Source organism: Streptomyces sp. NPDC107559 (assembly GCF_055657365.1).
This window is the reverse complement of the sequence record NZ_JBVKBD010000011.1, coordinates 209,996-222,841: the sequence shown is the minus strand read 5'-3', so window position 1 is coordinate 222,841 and position 12,846 is coordinate 209,996. Positions and strand designations below refer to the sequence as shown.

Genomic DNA, 12,846 nt, shown 5'->3' with positions numbered 1-12,846 from the left:
TTCACGGAAAGCGAGCCAGAGCCGCAGTAACGACGTCGCTTCTCGATGAGTTTGGGAGGCACCCCGTTCCACGGACGGGTGGTGTTGATGAGTTCGGGAGGCACCGGGTCTCTTGCCAGGGCAGCATCGGGATGCTCCTGGTGAAAGGTGCTGGTCATGCCGCGGATGTCGAAGGTCGAGCTGTACGCGGCGATCCGGCGTGCGCGGCCATCGTCGACCGCCTGACCTTCAACGGCACCATCATCGAGACCGGCACCGACCCCTACCGCCTCGCCAGCACCCGGGCACGAGCCGAAGAGCCCGTCAAGGCCGGCTGAGCTCAGGGCGACCAGACATACGGTGTCGTCGTGGTGATCACGTGCAGGCCAAGGCGGGTAAGGATCGGGGCGCTGTCGGCTGAGGCGTCAACGTAGACGTAGGGGACATCGCGGGCAGCAGCGAGTTGGGCTCGGTGGGCGACCATGGCCCGGTAGATGCCCCGTCCGCGCCATTCCCTGAGTGTTGAGCCGCCCCAGAGGCCGCCGAAGTCGACGCCGCCCTTGAACACCAGCCAGGCGGCGCAGACGACTTCGGCGCGTGCCTCGGCGACGAGGACGATGGTGTTCTCCGGGGCGTTCTCGATCCGGGCGGCCAGGTCGTCGGCGAGCCAACTCCAGTCCTCGCCCCAAACGGTGCTCTCCAGAGCGGCAATGCGCTGGAGGTCTGATCTGGCGGTGACACGGCGGAGGGTCACGCCGTCGGGCAGGACGGGGTCGGCGGCAAGGTCTGCGGCCTGCCCGATGAGCACGGTCTCGCTGTCCTCGGCGACGAAGCCGGCCGCCGTGAGCCGGTCCGTGAGGTCGGCGGGGAGATCATGGGCGCGAGTTTTCCATTCGACCGCCTCACCACGGGCAGCGTAGAAGTCACGCTGCCGCGCTATGAGCGTGTCGAGTTCTGCCCCGTACACGCCGAGGTCGCGTGGGCCCGTGACGAAGCCACGGTGCCAACCGACGACACGGGTCAACGGGCCGTCCTTCTCGACGCGGGCGCTGCCGCCAGGCGGGGTGACACCACGGAGTTGGGCGTCATACGCGGTGCGGAGTTCGTCGATCAGAGTGTCCTTCACTCGAACACCGTACGGACCGGGTCAAGTGAATAATTGCCGGTCGAAATCGCGCGGACGTCAAGGACTGCACTGCCTCACCCGGCCACCGGAGATCAGAACAGGTACTGACCTCTGCCACTACCTGCCTCGCCGGCCAGCTGCCCTTCGAGTGGCTGGCCGGCGACACGTTCGCATCCACGCAGTGCCGTCATTTCTCATCCACATTCCAAAGCCGATTGATCACCAACTGCCTCCGGAAACCGTCGACAAACGCTGTTCTTGGAGATCAACGAAGCCAAGCGCGGCGACCGTCGCCTCAACAGGGGTGGTGGGAGTGACGTCAGACATGAGCAGGGCCTTCCTGCGGTCGGGGATGCAACAGGCGACGACCGAAAGCGGCCGTGCCGACAAGCCCGTGCCGAACGGGATCTCTCCAGCTTGCGGCCTGAACCGGCAGACCTGATGGGCACAGCATCAGTCGTCGAACTCAAAGCCTGCCGTCTCCGCACGGGCAACAAGCTCGCGAACCACGCTGGGGCTCGAGACCACGGGCTCAAGGGCAGTCTTGAGCTGCGTGAGGTCACTCAAGCTCCCAAGCGCACAGAACATGCCGCCCTCGCTGTCGAAGTCGAGGCACTCAGCAAGATCCGGCCAGGCGAACTGCACAAGGCCTTCCCAGAAGTACCCGTTCGGCTCGTGTCCGGCGGCAACCACTGCCGCATCAGCGGCCAGGTCGCCGGCATCGAGCGTCAGCGAGTGCTCACCATCAAAGTCATGCAGGGTGATAGTCACGCCGCGATCTTCCCACCCCCGGCACACAGACTGCCTAGCCCATTCAAACTGCTCGTCCGCGCCTAGTACTCCAGCAGTACTTCGTGGTTTGACCTGGGGAAACGTCGAGCGGTGGGAGTGTAGCGGGCAGGAAGTCGTCACGGACGGCTTCTGCCTGCCCGCCCCTCGAAGGAGTGGCCACGATGGCAAGGTCGCCCCGGGCCTGGGAAGCCTCAGACGGTGATCACCGAACAGGCAGCCGAGACCTGGGACCGCGACCTGAACCACCTCTTCACCACCAACGGGCACCACTTCGGCCGCGTCGAACCCCGCCGCCGCATGCGGGACTACGTGCGCGCACTACTCGCCCCGGTGGCCCGCAAAAACAGCTGGCAACTTGCCGAACACGCCGGCCACTCCACCCCCGACGGACTGCAGCACCTGCTCTCCCGAGCCCGCTGGAACCCCGACGACATCCGCGACGACCTGCAGACCTACGTCGCCGAACACCTCGGCAGCCCCGACGGGGTACTGATCATCGACGACACCAGGTTCCTGAAGAAGGGCACTACCTCCGCCGGCGTCCAAAGGCAGTATTCCGGCACCGCCGGCCGCACCGAGAACTGCCAGATCGGCCTCTTCGCCGCCTACGCCAGCACAACCGGCCGCGCCCTGGTGGACCGCGAGCTCTACCTGCCCAAGTCCTGGACCGACGACCGTAACCGCTGCCGCGCGGCGAAGGTTCCCGACGAGCGGGAGTTCGCCACCAGGAACACCCTCGCGGCGACGATCGTCTGCAGGACGCTGTCCTCGCCGCTGCCGATCGCCTGGGTGACCGCGGACGCCGCCTACGGACAGGACAACCACTTCCGCCGGATGCTGGAAACATCCGGCGTCGGCTACGTCCTCGCCGTCCCCAAGTCCCAGTTCTCCCTGGCCGGCCCACGCATCGACAGGGCCTTTGAGCAGGCCCCCGACCAGGCATGGGAACGCCGTTCCTGTGGCGCGGGAGCGAAGGGACAGCGCGAATACGACTGGGCGGCCGTCCAGTTGCGCCCAGTGGCCGAGTACGACCACCAGGACGGCGTGTTGATCCGTCGACGGTGGGCGCTGGCACGGCGCAGCGTGAGCCGGCCGGACGAGATCGCCTACTACCTCGGCTACGCACCGCTGGATGTCGCAGTGGACGAACTGGTGCGCGTCGCCGGTGCCCGGTGGGCGATCGAGGAGTGTTTCCAAGCAGCGAAGAACGAGTGTGGCCTGGACGAGTACGAGGTCCGCCGCTACGTCGGCTGGTACCGGCACATCACCCTGGCCATGCTCGCCCACACCTTCCTCGCTGCGATGAGCGCGCGAGCAGCCGAAAAAGGGGATCCACCGGTGAGGATGCCGTGGTCATCGAGCTCACCGTGGCAGAAGTGCGGCGACTCCTGGCAGCTCGCACACCCCGAGACCTTCACACCCTCACGCACGCGTTGAGCTGGTCGCACTGGCGCCGACGACGCCAAGCGGTGGCCCGCCGCTGCCACTACCGCCGTCGTGGCCACTCCTTCGAGGGGCGGGCAGGCAGAAGCCGTCCGTGACGACTTCCTGCCCGCTACACTCCCACCGCTCGACGTTTCCCCAGGTCAAACCACGAAGTACTGCTGGAGTACTAGCGGCCTAAGGACGCCTACGTCTCCGCCGCCGACCCTGAACTCTGCACACACGGTGTGAGCCGCCCGCCGCGGGGGAGCGCGGGCGGCTACTCCAGCATTCCGAGCGCCTTATCCGGGCGGCAGTGCGTGCACACCGGAACCTGCTTGCGCAGTGCCTCGACCGCCTGTTCGCGAGTCACCGGCTGCCACTTGCCCGTATCCCAGCAGTCCCCCTGATGCACGGCGACCACGTTGCTGCTGTTCAGCCCCCGCCCGATCACCCACTCCGGCGGCTTCGGCCGGGCCTCCTCGCCCCGCAGGCGCTCCGCCTCCTGTCGCTCCTCGGTCGCGGTCCATCCGTTCAGCTGTGCGAGCTATGCGGTCGCCTGCTGTACGACGACTCGCCGTGCGAAACGCAGCAGCTCAAGAGGGGATGGAGTGTCGCTCATGCGTTCGAATGTAATGGAAGGGGGAGGCCCCGGCGACCCGGGGCCTCTGGTGAGTGGCTACGTTCGGCGCGCTGTTCTGGCTACTGCGCCGGAGCGGGCCACAGCACGGTGTCGGACTCGATGTCCACGACGGAGACCCACTCGGCGGCGGGGGCCGCCCTCTCGATCACGTACCAGTGCTTGCTGCCGCGATTCTGCTCGCTGACATAGGGGTCGTTGTCCCGGTTCAAAACCGGCACGCCGAGCGACAGGAACGCCTCCGGCTTCACGTGCTTACCCGCCCAGTCGAACCAGTGATGGGCCTCGGCTTCGGGTATCCGCAGCTCGAAGCGGAGGGTCCGCCCCTCCCGGAAGGCCCACGGAAGATCTTCGGGGTCCATGGAGTCCATCACGTGCACCGTTCTGGGGGCGGAGTCGTCCCCCGGCCATAGGGCTTCGAGGGCCTTGGAAGCGAGGATCTGCTCCCAGAACTCGGGCTTCGTGAAGTGGTACAGCGTTCGGCTCATTGGCTCACCGTAGGTCGTCACCGAGCCTGTAGGGCGCGGGTTGATCGGTTCCGTGTGCGGCCGTCGGTTCAGTCGACGCTGCCGCCGTCCGCGCCTGCCGGATCGCTCTCGGCATCCTTCGACTCGCCCTTCGTGCGCGGCTTGGACCGCCAGGCGCCGGCGTGGCCCCGCTCGATGCTCTGCACCGTGCTGTGGGAGACGTGGATCATCGCGCCGACCTTCCGGTACGAGTGCTCCTTGAGCAGGTCAAGCACGATGTCACGGCGCTGATCGCGCCACTCCGTCTCGTGGTTGGTGACGTACTTGAGCACGTCGCTGATCGCTGCCGCCTTCGCGACGGGGTCCTCCATGTGCTCGATGCGCTGTAGGGCCTCGATCGCTGCACGCGTCTCCTCCGCCTGCTCGTCCCCAGCCATGCCCGTCCCTTCGCCCGGCGGGCCGCCTTGCTCGGAGTGTATGGCACGCCATACACTTCCGGGGAGGAGCAGCCCGCTGCCTCCTCGTGGACAGTCCTGGCCTCGTGGTGGGACATGCAGTGCCGGGACTGTCCCCTTTTATGTGCAAATCGGCCCCTCGGTCGGGGCCTCGTAAACGCCGACCGGAGGGGCCTCGTCAGATGGAGCTGACGTATGGCAAAGAGTACTGATCTCCCTCCGGGGAGTCCCCAGGGCCTCACCGACGAACAGAGGTCCACGGCCGCCGAAGGCCTCGCCCGCGCCGCGAGGCGACTCGTGGTCGACGACCCGGACGGCACGCTCAACAGCCTCGAAGCCGCCGCCCTGGTGGGCGCGATGGTGTACGAGGTCGGAGCCGAGCACGGCACCGGCCGCGGCCTGGACATCCAGCGCGCGGCCCTGGCAGTCGTGGGCGAGGTGCCCGACGGCGCGACCCGAATTGAGTTCGCGGTGAGCGTCGCCCAGGGGGCGCAGACCCTCGGCTTCGACGAAGGGCGACAACTGGCGCCTGATCGGCGGGGCTCGCACCGTCCTGGAGTGGGAGCCGGTCCGCAGCAGGCTGATCGAGCTGGCTGACCTGCTGCGTCAGAACACGCCGGACGAGCCCGCCGTCGAGCGGGAGATCGTCGTCATCGCGAGCGAGATCACCAGCAAGCAGGCCCCAGCCGTCTTCCTCGGTGTCTGGTTCGGCATCTGTCAGGTGGACACGGGGCAGCTGACGCGCCGCGCCTACGGTGACCTGCTCCTCGGGCTGGTGAACCAGTGAGCGCGGCAAGCGAGCAGGAGAAGGCTCGCGACGCGTACCGCAACGGCAAGCAGCAGCGGGACGACGCGAAGCTCGGCAACGGCCTTGTCCGTGGCGCCGGTTCTGCTTCGGCCCAGTCCGGGGGTGCCCGGTGACGACGCAGATCGACACGAAGACCCCGAACGCGATCACGGCGGTGCCCGCGACTGTCGCGGCCTGCCAGGGAGACCGGGCGAACCGGCCCGGCAGCGAACAGGGCCTCACGCCGAGGGAGGTCGACGCGGAGCGGGCCGTCGAGGCAGCCGTCCAGTTCGGCCTGGTCTCAGGGCAGGTGGCCCGGTGACGAAGCCCTACAAGCCGAAGACCACGAAGGACCTCGACAAGGCCAAAGCGAAGGCGGCCAAGGGGGAGGCCGCGAGCAAGGCGCGCGGCAAGGCCTCCAAGCTCCGCTACGCGAAACACGGGACAGCCGGCTGCCTGTCGCTCCCCATCCGCAAGGACGACTGACCTCCTGACCCGGCCCACCCTCCCTGGCCTCTCCGGGGAGGGCGGGCCGCCCCGTGATGCTCAGCACGAAGGAAGCCCCATGACGCAGGATCAGCAGCCCCGACTCCCTGGTGTCCGGTACCGGCAGGTGACGCGGCATCGGGACGAGACGACAGTCATCAACGGAATCCCGTCCGTGCGGAAGGTGGCGTACCAGGCGTGGGAGCCCGTTCCGCCGCGCGACTGGGACGAGCTGATCCTGCGCGGTGTCACCGGCGTGACGATGGGCGTCACCCTGATCGCGATCTGCTCGACTGCGGCCAGCGTGGGTGGCCTGCTGAGTCGGATGATCCCGGACACGCTGGCGTACACGGTCGGCGTGGTGTTCAGCCTGACGTGGCTGTCCTGCATGGGGATCGAGTGGCTCCAGAAGGGCAACTCCGAGGCGGCCCGCGTCCCGCAGGTCGCCGGATGGATCGCGCTCGCCATCGGCATGGGCGCGGTCGGCATCTACGGCCACACCCTGGGCCAGACCCCGGCCGGTGTCGTCGGCGCGTGCGTCGACCTGCTGTCCAAGGGGCTGTGGAGCCTGGTCATGGGCCTCTACGTGGTCCAGCTCGACGATGGTGTCGCGCACTGGCTGCGGGACCAGGAGCAGCATCTGTCCGCGCGGGATCGTCTGGCAGGGCGGCTGAGGCGCCTGAACCGGCGGGCCGCGTACATGCGGGCTGTCGGTGGCGTCGAGCAGGAGGCTGCCGACGCGATCCTGGCCGCCTGGGCCGCGCAGCTGACGCCGGACCCGGACCCGGATCCGTCGCGGCAGCCGCTGCCCGCGTCCGGCTCGGAAGCCACCCCGGCCCCGGCGGCGCCCGCCGCCGACCCGGCCCCCGCCCCGCAGGCTGCTCCCGCTCCCGAGGCGCAGCCGGTGCACGCGCAGGCGCCGGTGCCCCCGGCTCCTCCGGTCGCCCCCGAGCCCGAGCCCGAGGTGGCTCCGGAGCCTGCCGAGGCCCCGGCGCCGCCGAAGGGCGACGTCCTGGACATGAAGCCGTCGGTCCGTCAGATCGTCCGCAATGCCCTGGCCGAGGACGAGGGGATCTCGGAGGGTGACCTTCTCGCCCGCGTCCAGAAGGTTCACGGCACCGACAACCCGAAGCTCGGCGCGACCGCCGAGCGGTACCGGCGCGAAGCGCTGAGGGAGCGCCGGACGGGATGATCCGCCGCTCCCGCCGGATGAGGGTCGAGGCCGGTCACATCGTGGCCGGCCTCGCCTTCTCCGCCCTCCTGCTGCTCCTCGTCTCCGTCTGCCAGCTCCTCACGCAAGGGAACCCCTGATGTCCATGCTGCTGATCGGCGCGCTGCTGGTGCTGTTCGTCGCCCCGGCGTGGCTGAAGGTCGTGGTCTTGGGCGCGGCCGCGTACTACGGCTGGACACGGCACGAGGAGCTGCGGGCCCTCGCCAGCCGCCGCCGCGGCGGGGCCGGTGCCTCGTCGCTGGCCCGCGCCCGACGGCTCCGCACCCCGTGGGTCCGCCTCCTCACTGCCGTCGGCATCGAGACCGAGGCGGCCCGCCTCGCCGACCGCTGCGAGGCCGGAGCGGTAGGGGAGCGGCGGGTCGGCGCGATCCTCGCCGAGCTCGAAGCCGAGGGCTGGACGATCCTCGCGGACCGCGCGCTCCCGCGCGGCGAGGCCAACGTCGACTTCCTCGTGTTCTCGCGCAAGGGCCGAGTGTTCAACGTGGACGCCAAGAAGTACAGCGCCGGCTACGAGCTGCACGCCCGCAACGGCCGCCTGTTGCACGGCCGGTACGACGTGACCAGCCGGCTCCGGGGGATCGGCCATGAGACCCGCACCGTCGCCCGCGTCCTCGGCGTCCAGGTGACCTCGGTCGCCGCTGTGGTCGGCGCCCGTGTCCCCGACGGCGAGCTCCACATCGACGGCATCCGGATCGTCGAGGCCGAGGACGTGTGCGCACTGCTGCGCCGCCTCGACCGCCAGTACTTCCAGCAGCAGGGCGTTGCGCAGCTCATCGACACCGCGACCCGCCTGCTCCCTCCCAAGACCGGAAGGTAACCCGCTCATGCTCGTCCGGATCGGTGTGTACGTCGCTTTCCTCGCCGTGGGCCTGTCGGCCGCGCCGAGGAGGCTCTACAACGAGTCGCTCAGCATCGCGATCCTCGGCCTCGGCTGCATGGTCCTCGCTCAGTTCACGACCCGGGAGAGCCGGATCGGCCGGGGCATCGCGCTCGTCGCTCTCTGTGCCGCCTTCGCGGTCCTGTCCGCCCCGTTCGCCCCTGCGTTCCACGCCCTGGGCGACGCCATGCGAGGTGCCGCGTGACCGGGAACCCGAAGCTGGACGCAGCGGCCGCCATGCTCGCGGCCCTCGTCGTTGTCACCCTGCTCGTGGCCCCGCTGGGCTGGCGCTGGGCATGTCGCATCTTCGCCTTCGGCCTGCTCGTGATGGCCGCCGAGCTGGCGGTCATCGAGCTCGCGCCCGTCGTCAGCGGCTGGGTGCTGGAGGTGGCCCGGTGACCTCCGCCGCCGAGCGCTGGACGAAGCGCGTCATGGACGGGCTCGGTGCCCGCCCCGTTGGACACGCCGCCGCCGATGACGGCGACGAGCCGGAGGGCCCGCAGGTCCCGGTGCAGTCGCCCGTACCGCCCCAGCCGTCCGGCCCACCTGAGCCGCCCGGCCCGCGCGGGTCGACGCGCCTGCCGGACTGGTGGGCCCCGAAGCCGGACCTGGGCGAGGGCTCTGAGCCTGAGGGCGAGGCCGAGCCTCAGGCCGCCGAGGCCGCCAAGACCGACGGTCAGCCGGACGTCGAGAAGACCGACGAGGCCCCGGCCAGCGAAAAGGAGGTGAAGAAGTCCCGCCGGTCCTGGCCTGGCGGCGGGAGTCCGGTAGGGAAGCTTGCCGAGTTCAAGCCGGTCGCGATGGTCCAGGACGACCCGCGGATGCGGTGGGTGGCGTTCACCGGCAGCGCGGCCCTGGTCGGGCAGAGCGTCGGCCTGGTCGACGTCTTCCGCCCGTTCCTGCCCGGCGCTGAGCAGGCCGCCGTCGGTACGTTCGCCCTTGTCCTCGCAGGAGCGGGCGCCTGGTGCGCATGGAAGCTGTTCGGGCACCCGGCCGTCCAGCGGATCCTCCCGGCCGCCCCGGTCAGCCGCGTCCTGCTGACCGCCGGCGCTGCCGAGTTCGGCCGCCGCCTCGCCCCCATGCCCGTCGCCTACCTCAACCACTACGGGCAGAAGTGGGGTCTCGGCCCGTCCTCGATCAGTCTCCTGATCACGGCGGGTGGTCTCTGCGGCGCCCTGTGGTGGTGCTTCGACCGGCCCGCCCGTAAACGCGGCTGGCCCGCGCCGATCCGCTGGATGGCCCGCATCCCACTGGCCAGCGCCCTCCTTGCCTTCGCCCCGTTCCAGTCGAACCTGTACAGCTGAAGGGCCCCACACCGTGACCCCCACACTCGTCCACACAGCCGCCCCGGCGGTGACGACCGGCATCCACGGGATGCAGTTCCTTGGCCCGCTCACCGTCACCGGACTCGCCGCGATCACAGGGGTCTGCCTGCTCGCGGGACTGCGCGGCAGCGACCGCATCCAGATCAAGAACAAGGACCAGGCCCTGAAGTGGGGGTTCGTCACCGGCACGCTGTGGATCGCGGCCGGTGGCACCTGGGCCGACCTCGCTGGAGGCGTCGGCGACATCGGCCTCGGCATCACCAGCGGCTCCGGCCTCGGCGACCCGGGCATCGGCGGCTCCGCCGTCCTCATGCTCCTCCTCGCCTGGGCCTGGCCCTGGAAGACCCGGGTCATCTTCCCGGCGCTCCTGAGCCTGGCCGGTGCTGTCCTGGCCGGGCAGGCCGGGGGAATCCCCGGCATCGCGGTCAACATCATTCGGATGCTGTCGATCAAGCTGACGGGGGGCTGACCGGTGCCCGTGGACCTGAGCAAGCAGCCCGAGCCCGAGCCGGCCGGTGACGAAGAGGAGTGGGAGCACGAGGAAAGGGGAGCGCTCCGCCAGGTCCTCGACGCCATCGCGCCGCGCGCGCTCGCCAGCAGCCTCGTACGCGGCTCGTGGCTGCTCCTCGGCGTGATCCTCCGCGCAGCCCTCGCCGGTCTCAAGCACGCCGCGAAGATGCCCGCCCCCGCGGCCGTCAAGGACAGCGGGGAGAAGCCGAAGACGTCCGCCCCCGCGGCCGCCAAGGACGGCGAGGAGAAGCCGAAGGCTCCGCAGAAGAAGACCGCAGCGAAGGGGACCGGCGACGCCCTCGAACGGCTCGCCCTCGCCGGCTTCACCATCATCATCGCCGTCGTCGCCCTCGGCGGCCTCGTCGGCTCCCTCCTCGTCATGCTGCGCCCGTACAAGCCGATCGCGGTGACCGTCCTCGTCTTCGGCTGGGCGATCGCAGCGATCACCGTCGACCTGATGAACCGGTCCGAAGAAGAATCCGAGGAAGAGGCCGAGGAGGCCGAATCCGACGACGAAGAAGAGGCCGAGGAATCCGATGGAGCCGAGCAGATCGACCCGTGGCCCGCACAACGGAAACTGCTCCTGACATTCGTGGAACACCGCACGACAGCGGGCGCATACGGACATACGGAAGGCCGAAAAGGCAGGGGAGTAGCAGTCGATGACCTCCTCTTCGAACAGCAGCAGGCCGGGGGTCTGGTCGGGTTCGACCGAAAGGCCATGATCGCGCTGCTCGAAAAGGCCGGAGTGACCGTCCGGCCGCAGCTGTCGATCCACTTCCTGGAGAAGACGGAAACGGGCACGAAGTGGCGGAAGGGGAACGTCCCCGGAGTGCACATCGAAGACCTCGCGAAAGACCTCGGGCGCACCCCGAATTTGCCCGCCCGCCTCGTGCCCGACAACACCCCCGGAGCGGCCCCGTTCCTCCTGGCTGAAGAGGCCCCCGACGAGGCCCCGGAAGAGGCCGAAATCACCCCCGATTCCGGGCCGGATTCACCCCCGATTCCGGCCCAGGATCCGGGTGGAAATGCGGTGGCGATTCCCCCCGCCAGGACGGCCCAGAAATAGGCCAACCCGGGGCCCCGCCCCGGGCCGGCTCCCGGGCCCGGCCAGGGGAGTGCCACGGGGTCCGCCCGGGGGCCTCCCCTCCCCCGCCCCCGGGCGCCTACTACCGCCCCTGCTCTACCGGCCTACTACCGGCCTACCGGGGGAGGGGAGGGGCAGGCAAACCCGGGCAAGTCTGGACGTACACGGGCAGAAGCGGGCGGCGCTTCCCGATGGGTCACAGAGCGCGCTACTCTCGTCACGCACAGAGATCAGCCAGTGACGCGAACGCATAGACCCAGGGGGCCGACGATGCACCGATATGAATGCGGGAACTGCCGCCTCCGTTCGGACCCGTTCGCAACGCTGCGGGGCGCCAAGGCGTTTCGCCGAGGGCACTGCGACGAAGAGCACAGCGGGATGTCGCCAATGGACGAGCGGTTCCTGTCGGACCCAGTCGTATTGCCGCAGGCCAGCGACTGGAAGATTTTCGCGCTGCTCGCCGTCCTGATCCTCGCCGGGCTCGTGAACAAGTACATGTAGCCGTCCGCGCCAAACATCTCGAAGGGCCAAGCTGCTCCGCGCGTGGCCCTTACGGCTTTCCGGGATCGGTTACCCTCGCGCGGCCGGAATGACCAGGGGAAGGGTGGCCGCATGGCAGGGACGACAGCAATGGTGTGCGTACTCCTCGGCGGGTGTGCGGTGGCCGCCCTGGCGATCGTGGTGAGAGGTAGGGTCGAGATCGCCCGGATTCAGGCGGAAGCGGCCCGAGGAAAGTAGACCGGACCAGACAACGAAGGCCCGCCGGAATCCCGGAGGGCCTTTCGTGTTCCGTGGGCGGAATCAGCCGTCCTGGGGCTTCGCCGCCTTGTTCGGCTGGCGCGGCTGCACGCCGTGCTCCTTGCCGAGCACGCGCAGGTGAACCTCGCTCCACGGCACGGAAGGGTGCTTGGCGACGGCCGAGTAGGCGAGATCCGGGTCTGCCTTGAGGTCGTCACAGAGGGCGGCGCCAAGGGCCTTGCGCAGCCGCTCCTCCTCCTCGATGGCGCGGTGCCACGCGGCGATGGTCTGGGTGACCTCGTCGCTGGGCTTGTAGGGGCGCTGGGGGGCGGGTCCTGACTTCCTGGGCATGCGGGGAGTGTTTCACAAGCTGGCTTTGCCAAACGCGCTGTGGAACGGCCGCGCGGTGCACACTCCTCCGACCTGCGCTCCTTTGCGGATTCTTTGCCAACTCAACTTTCGAAAATCGGTTAGCAAAAGTCAGCTTTGTAAAGAATGGAAGTAGAACAACCCACCCCACACCGACCCCCCAGGAGCCCGCATGAGCGTCGACCCCACCACCACCCCCCACAGGTGTGGGAAGTGCGGACGGGCCATGCGGAACCCCTCGCCGGACGGCTACGGGCCCAAGTGCCGCGCCAAGCTGCGCCGATCCGGCAAGGCCCCCGAGATCACCAGCGACTACAAGGCGAGCACCGTCGAGAAGGCGACCGAGCACCTGCGGCAGGGCGGCCTGGTCCTCCTGCGCAAGAGCGACAAGAACCGCGTGTACCTCGCGGTCGGCTCCGACGGCACGACCACCTACCGATCGGCCCGGCAGGCCTGCACGTGCCCGGCCGGCCTGCGCGCCAAGTACGTGTGCTGGCATCGCGTGGCCGCGCACATCTTCGACCTCGCCAGCTGACCCCCTGAAGAGAGGACCCA

The 12,846-nt window shown here is 69.3% G+C and carries 21 protein-coding genes and 1 pseudogene; 16 read left to right on the top strand and 6 right to left on the bottom strand.

The features are described 5' to 3' along the window. Window positions 1–200 precede the first annotated feature (200 nt). Window positions 201–317, top strand: a pseudogene (locus ACZ7OY_RS29615) (IS21-like element helper ATPase IstB); the annotation flags it as partial. Between the two features lie 2 nt (window positions 318–319). On the opposite strand, the gene ACZ7OY_RS29610 reads toward ACZ7OY_RS29615, so the two are convergent. Further along, the gene (locus ACZ7OY_RS29610) at window positions 320–1,105 is read right to left on the bottom strand and encodes a GNAT family N-acetyltransferase (RefSeq protein WP_471914224.1); all 786 of its coding nucleotides are present in this window, start codon (window positions 1,103–1,105) and stop codon (window positions 320–322) included. Window positions 1,106–1,558: 453 nt separating this feature from the next. After that, a complete protein-coding gene (locus tag ACZ7OY_RS29605; RefSeq protein ID WP_471914223.1) occupies window positions 1,559–1,876 on the bottom strand; it encodes an Imm51 family immunity protein in 318 nt (105 codons plus the stop codon). 258 nt (window positions 1,877–2,134) lie between these two features. On the opposite strand from ACZ7OY_RS29605, the gene ACZ7OY_RS29600 reads away from it, so the two are divergent. Further along, entirely contained in the window at window positions 2,135–3,334 is a 1,200-nt protein-coding gene (locus ACZ7OY_RS29600; RefSeq protein WP_471914262.1) for an IS701 family transposase, read from the top strand. A gap of 265 nt (window positions 3,335–3,599) precedes the next feature. On the opposite strand, the gene ACZ7OY_RS29595 is transcribed toward ACZ7OY_RS29600, so the two are convergent. The 3 genes from ACZ7OY_RS29595 to ACZ7OY_RS29585 all read right to left on the bottom strand — a co-directional run bounded on the left by ACZ7OY_RS29595 (window position 3,600) and on the right by ACZ7OY_RS29585 (window position 4,863). Continuing rightward, complete coding sequence (locus tag ACZ7OY_RS29595; protein WP_471914222.1) at window positions 3,600–3,773, bottom strand: DUF6233 domain-containing protein; 174 nt, start codon at window positions 3,771–3,773, stop codon at window positions 3,600–3,602. 248 nt (window positions 3,774–4,021) lie between these two features. Beyond that, entirely contained in the window at window positions 4,022–4,447 is a 426-nt protein-coding gene (locus tag ACZ7OY_RS29590) for a hypothetical protein (protein ID WP_471914221.1), read from the bottom strand. Window positions 4,448–4,515: 68 nt separating this feature from the next. Further along, window positions 4,516–4,863 (bottom strand): hypothetical protein, encoded by a 348-nt coding sequence (locus tag ACZ7OY_RS29585; RefSeq protein WP_471914220.1) that lies wholly within the window; start codon window positions 4,861–4,863, stop codon window positions 4,516–4,518. A gap of 213 nt (window positions 4,864–5,076) precedes the next feature. Here ACZ7OY_RS29585 and ACZ7OY_RS29580 point away from each other — a divergent pair, with 213 nt between their 5' ends. From ACZ7OY_RS29580 to ACZ7OY_RS29520, 13 genes are all read left to right on the top strand, one after another. Then, on the top strand, window positions 5,077–5,478 hold the full coding sequence (locus tag ACZ7OY_RS29580; RefSeq protein WP_471914219.1) for a hypothetical protein: 402 nt from the start codon (window positions 5,077–5,079) through the stop codon (window positions 5,476–5,478). Between the two features lie 186 nt (window positions 5,479–5,664). Continuing rightward, complete coding sequence (locus tag ACZ7OY_RS29575) at window positions 5,665–5,802, top strand: hypothetical protein (RefSeq protein WP_471914218.1); 138 nt, start codon at window positions 5,665–5,667, stop codon at window positions 5,800–5,802. Further along, window positions 5,799–5,990, top strand: coding sequence for a hypothetical protein (locus ACZ7OY_RS29570; protein ID WP_471914217.1), 192 nt, complete (start codon window positions 5,799–5,801; stop codon window positions 5,988–5,990). Before ACZ7OY_RS29575 ends, ACZ7OY_RS29570 begins: the two co-directional genes overlap by 4 nt. After that, the gene (locus ACZ7OY_RS29565; RefSeq protein ID WP_471914216.1) at window positions 5,987–6,154 is read left to right on the top strand and encodes a hypothetical protein; all 168 of its coding nucleotides are present in this window, start codon (window positions 5,987–5,989) and stop codon (window positions 6,152–6,154) included. Before ACZ7OY_RS29570 ends, ACZ7OY_RS29565 begins: the two co-directional genes overlap by 4 nt. A 79-nt stretch (window positions 6,155–6,233) precedes the next feature. Beyond that, window positions 6,234–7,346 carry a hypothetical protein gene (locus tag ACZ7OY_RS29560; protein WP_471914215.1) on the top strand — a complete coding sequence of 371 codons (1,113 nt, stop codon included), beginning with the start codon at window positions 6,234–6,236 and terminating at the stop codon, window positions 7,344–7,346. Further along, the gene (locus ACZ7OY_RS29555; protein ID WP_471914214.1) at window positions 7,343–7,465 is read left to right on the top strand and encodes a hypothetical protein; all 123 of its coding nucleotides are present in this window, start codon (window positions 7,343–7,345) and stop codon (window positions 7,463–7,465) included. Before ACZ7OY_RS29560 ends, ACZ7OY_RS29555 begins: the two co-directional genes overlap by 4 nt. Next, entirely contained in the window at window positions 7,465–8,202 is a 738-nt protein-coding gene (locus tag ACZ7OY_RS29550; protein ID WP_471914213.1) for a nuclease-related domain-containing protein, read from the top strand. Before ACZ7OY_RS29555 ends, ACZ7OY_RS29550 begins: the two co-directional genes overlap by 1 nt. A 7-nt stretch (window positions 8,203–8,209) precedes the next feature. Beyond that, window positions 8,210–8,467, top strand: coding sequence for a hypothetical protein (locus ACZ7OY_RS29545; protein WP_471914212.1), 258 nt, complete (start codon window positions 8,210–8,212; stop codon window positions 8,465–8,467). Next, on the top strand, window positions 8,464–8,661 hold the full coding sequence (locus ACZ7OY_RS29540; RefSeq protein ID WP_471914211.1) for a hypothetical protein: 198 nt from the start codon (window positions 8,464–8,466) through the stop codon (window positions 8,659–8,661). Before ACZ7OY_RS29545 ends, ACZ7OY_RS29540 begins: the two co-directional genes overlap by 4 nt. After that, window positions 8,658–9,566: a hypothetical protein gene (locus ACZ7OY_RS29535; protein WP_471914210.1), complete on the top strand. Its 909-nt coding sequence runs from the start codon at window positions 8,658–8,660 to the stop codon at window positions 9,564–9,566. Before ACZ7OY_RS29540 ends, ACZ7OY_RS29535 begins: the two co-directional genes overlap by 4 nt. 13 nt (window positions 9,567–9,579) lie before the next feature. Next, window positions 9,580–10,056, top strand: a complete 477-nt coding sequence (locus ACZ7OY_RS29530; protein WP_471914209.1) for a hypothetical protein — start codon at window positions 9,580–9,582, stop codon at window positions 10,054–10,056. Window positions 10,057–10,059: 3 nt separating this feature from the next. Next, a complete protein-coding gene (locus tag ACZ7OY_RS29525; RefSeq protein ID WP_471914208.1) occupies window positions 10,060–11,166 on the top strand; it encodes a hypothetical protein in 1,107 nt (368 codons plus the stop codon). A gap of 396 nt (window positions 11,167–11,562) precedes the next feature. Continuing rightward, on the top strand, window positions 11,563–11,685 hold the full coding sequence (locus ACZ7OY_RS29520) for a hypothetical protein (protein ID WP_471914207.1): 123 nt from the start codon (window positions 11,563–11,565) through the stop codon (window positions 11,683–11,685). Between the two features lie 300 nt (window positions 11,686–11,985). Here ACZ7OY_RS29520 and ACZ7OY_RS29515 read toward each other — a convergent pair whose 3' ends face one another. Next, window positions 11,986–12,273, bottom strand: coding sequence for a hypothetical protein (locus tag ACZ7OY_RS29515; protein ID WP_471914206.1), 288 nt, complete (start codon window positions 12,271–12,273; stop codon window positions 11,986–11,988). Window positions 12,274–12,463: 190 nt separating this feature from the next. Here ACZ7OY_RS29515 and ACZ7OY_RS29510 point away from each other — a divergent pair, with 190 nt between their 5' ends. Next, window positions 12,464–12,826, top strand: coding sequence for a hypothetical protein (locus tag ACZ7OY_RS29510; RefSeq protein ID WP_471914205.1), 363 nt, complete (start codon window positions 12,464–12,466; stop codon window positions 12,824–12,826). Window positions 12,827–12,846: the final 20 nt, after the last annotated feature.

What these genes read in the sequence shown, in the direction of transcription:
- ACZ7OY_RS29590 (WP_471914221.1), bottom strand. Translation starts at nt 4,447, where the DNA reads ATGAGCCGAACGCTGTACCACTTCACGAAGCCCGAGTTCTGGGAGCAG.
- ACZ7OY_RS29585 (WP_471914220.1), bottom strand. Translation starts at nt 4,863, where the DNA reads ATGGCTGGGGACGAGCAGGCGGAGGAGACGCGTGCAGCGATCGAGGCC.
- ACZ7OY_RS29580 (WP_471914219.1), top strand. Translation starts at nt 5,077, where the DNA reads ATGGCAAAGAGTACTGATCTCCCTCCGGGGAGTCCCCAGGGCCTCACC.
- ACZ7OY_RS29560 (WP_471914215.1), top strand. Translation starts at nt 6,234, where the DNA reads ATGACGCAGGATCAGCAGCCCCGACTCCCTGGTGTCCGGTACCGGCAG.
- ACZ7OY_RS29555 (WP_471914214.1), top strand. Translation starts at nt 7,343, where the DNA reads ATGATCCGCCGCTCCCGCCGGATGAGGGTCGAGGCCGGTCACATCGTG.
- ACZ7OY_RS29550 (WP_471914213.1), top strand. Translation starts at nt 7,465, where the DNA reads ATGTCCATGCTGCTGATCGGCGCGCTGCTGGTGCTGTTCGTCGCCCCG.
- ACZ7OY_RS29545 (WP_471914212.1), top strand. Translation starts at nt 8,210, where the DNA reads ATGCTCGTCCGGATCGGTGTGTACGTCGCTTTCCTCGCCGTGGGCCTG.
- ACZ7OY_RS29520 (WP_471914207.1), top strand. Translation starts at nt 11,563, where the DNA reads ATGTCGCCAATGGACGAGCGGTTCCTGTCGGACCCAGTCGTATTGCCG.
- ACZ7OY_RS29515 (WP_471914206.1), bottom strand. Translation starts at nt 12,273, where the DNA reads ATGCCCAGGAAGTCAGGACCCGCCCCCCAGCGCCCCTACAAGCCCAGC.
- ACZ7OY_RS29510 (WP_471914205.1), top strand. Translation starts at nt 12,464, where the DNA reads ATGAGCGTCGACCCCACCACCACCCCCCACAGGTGTGGGAAGTGCGGA.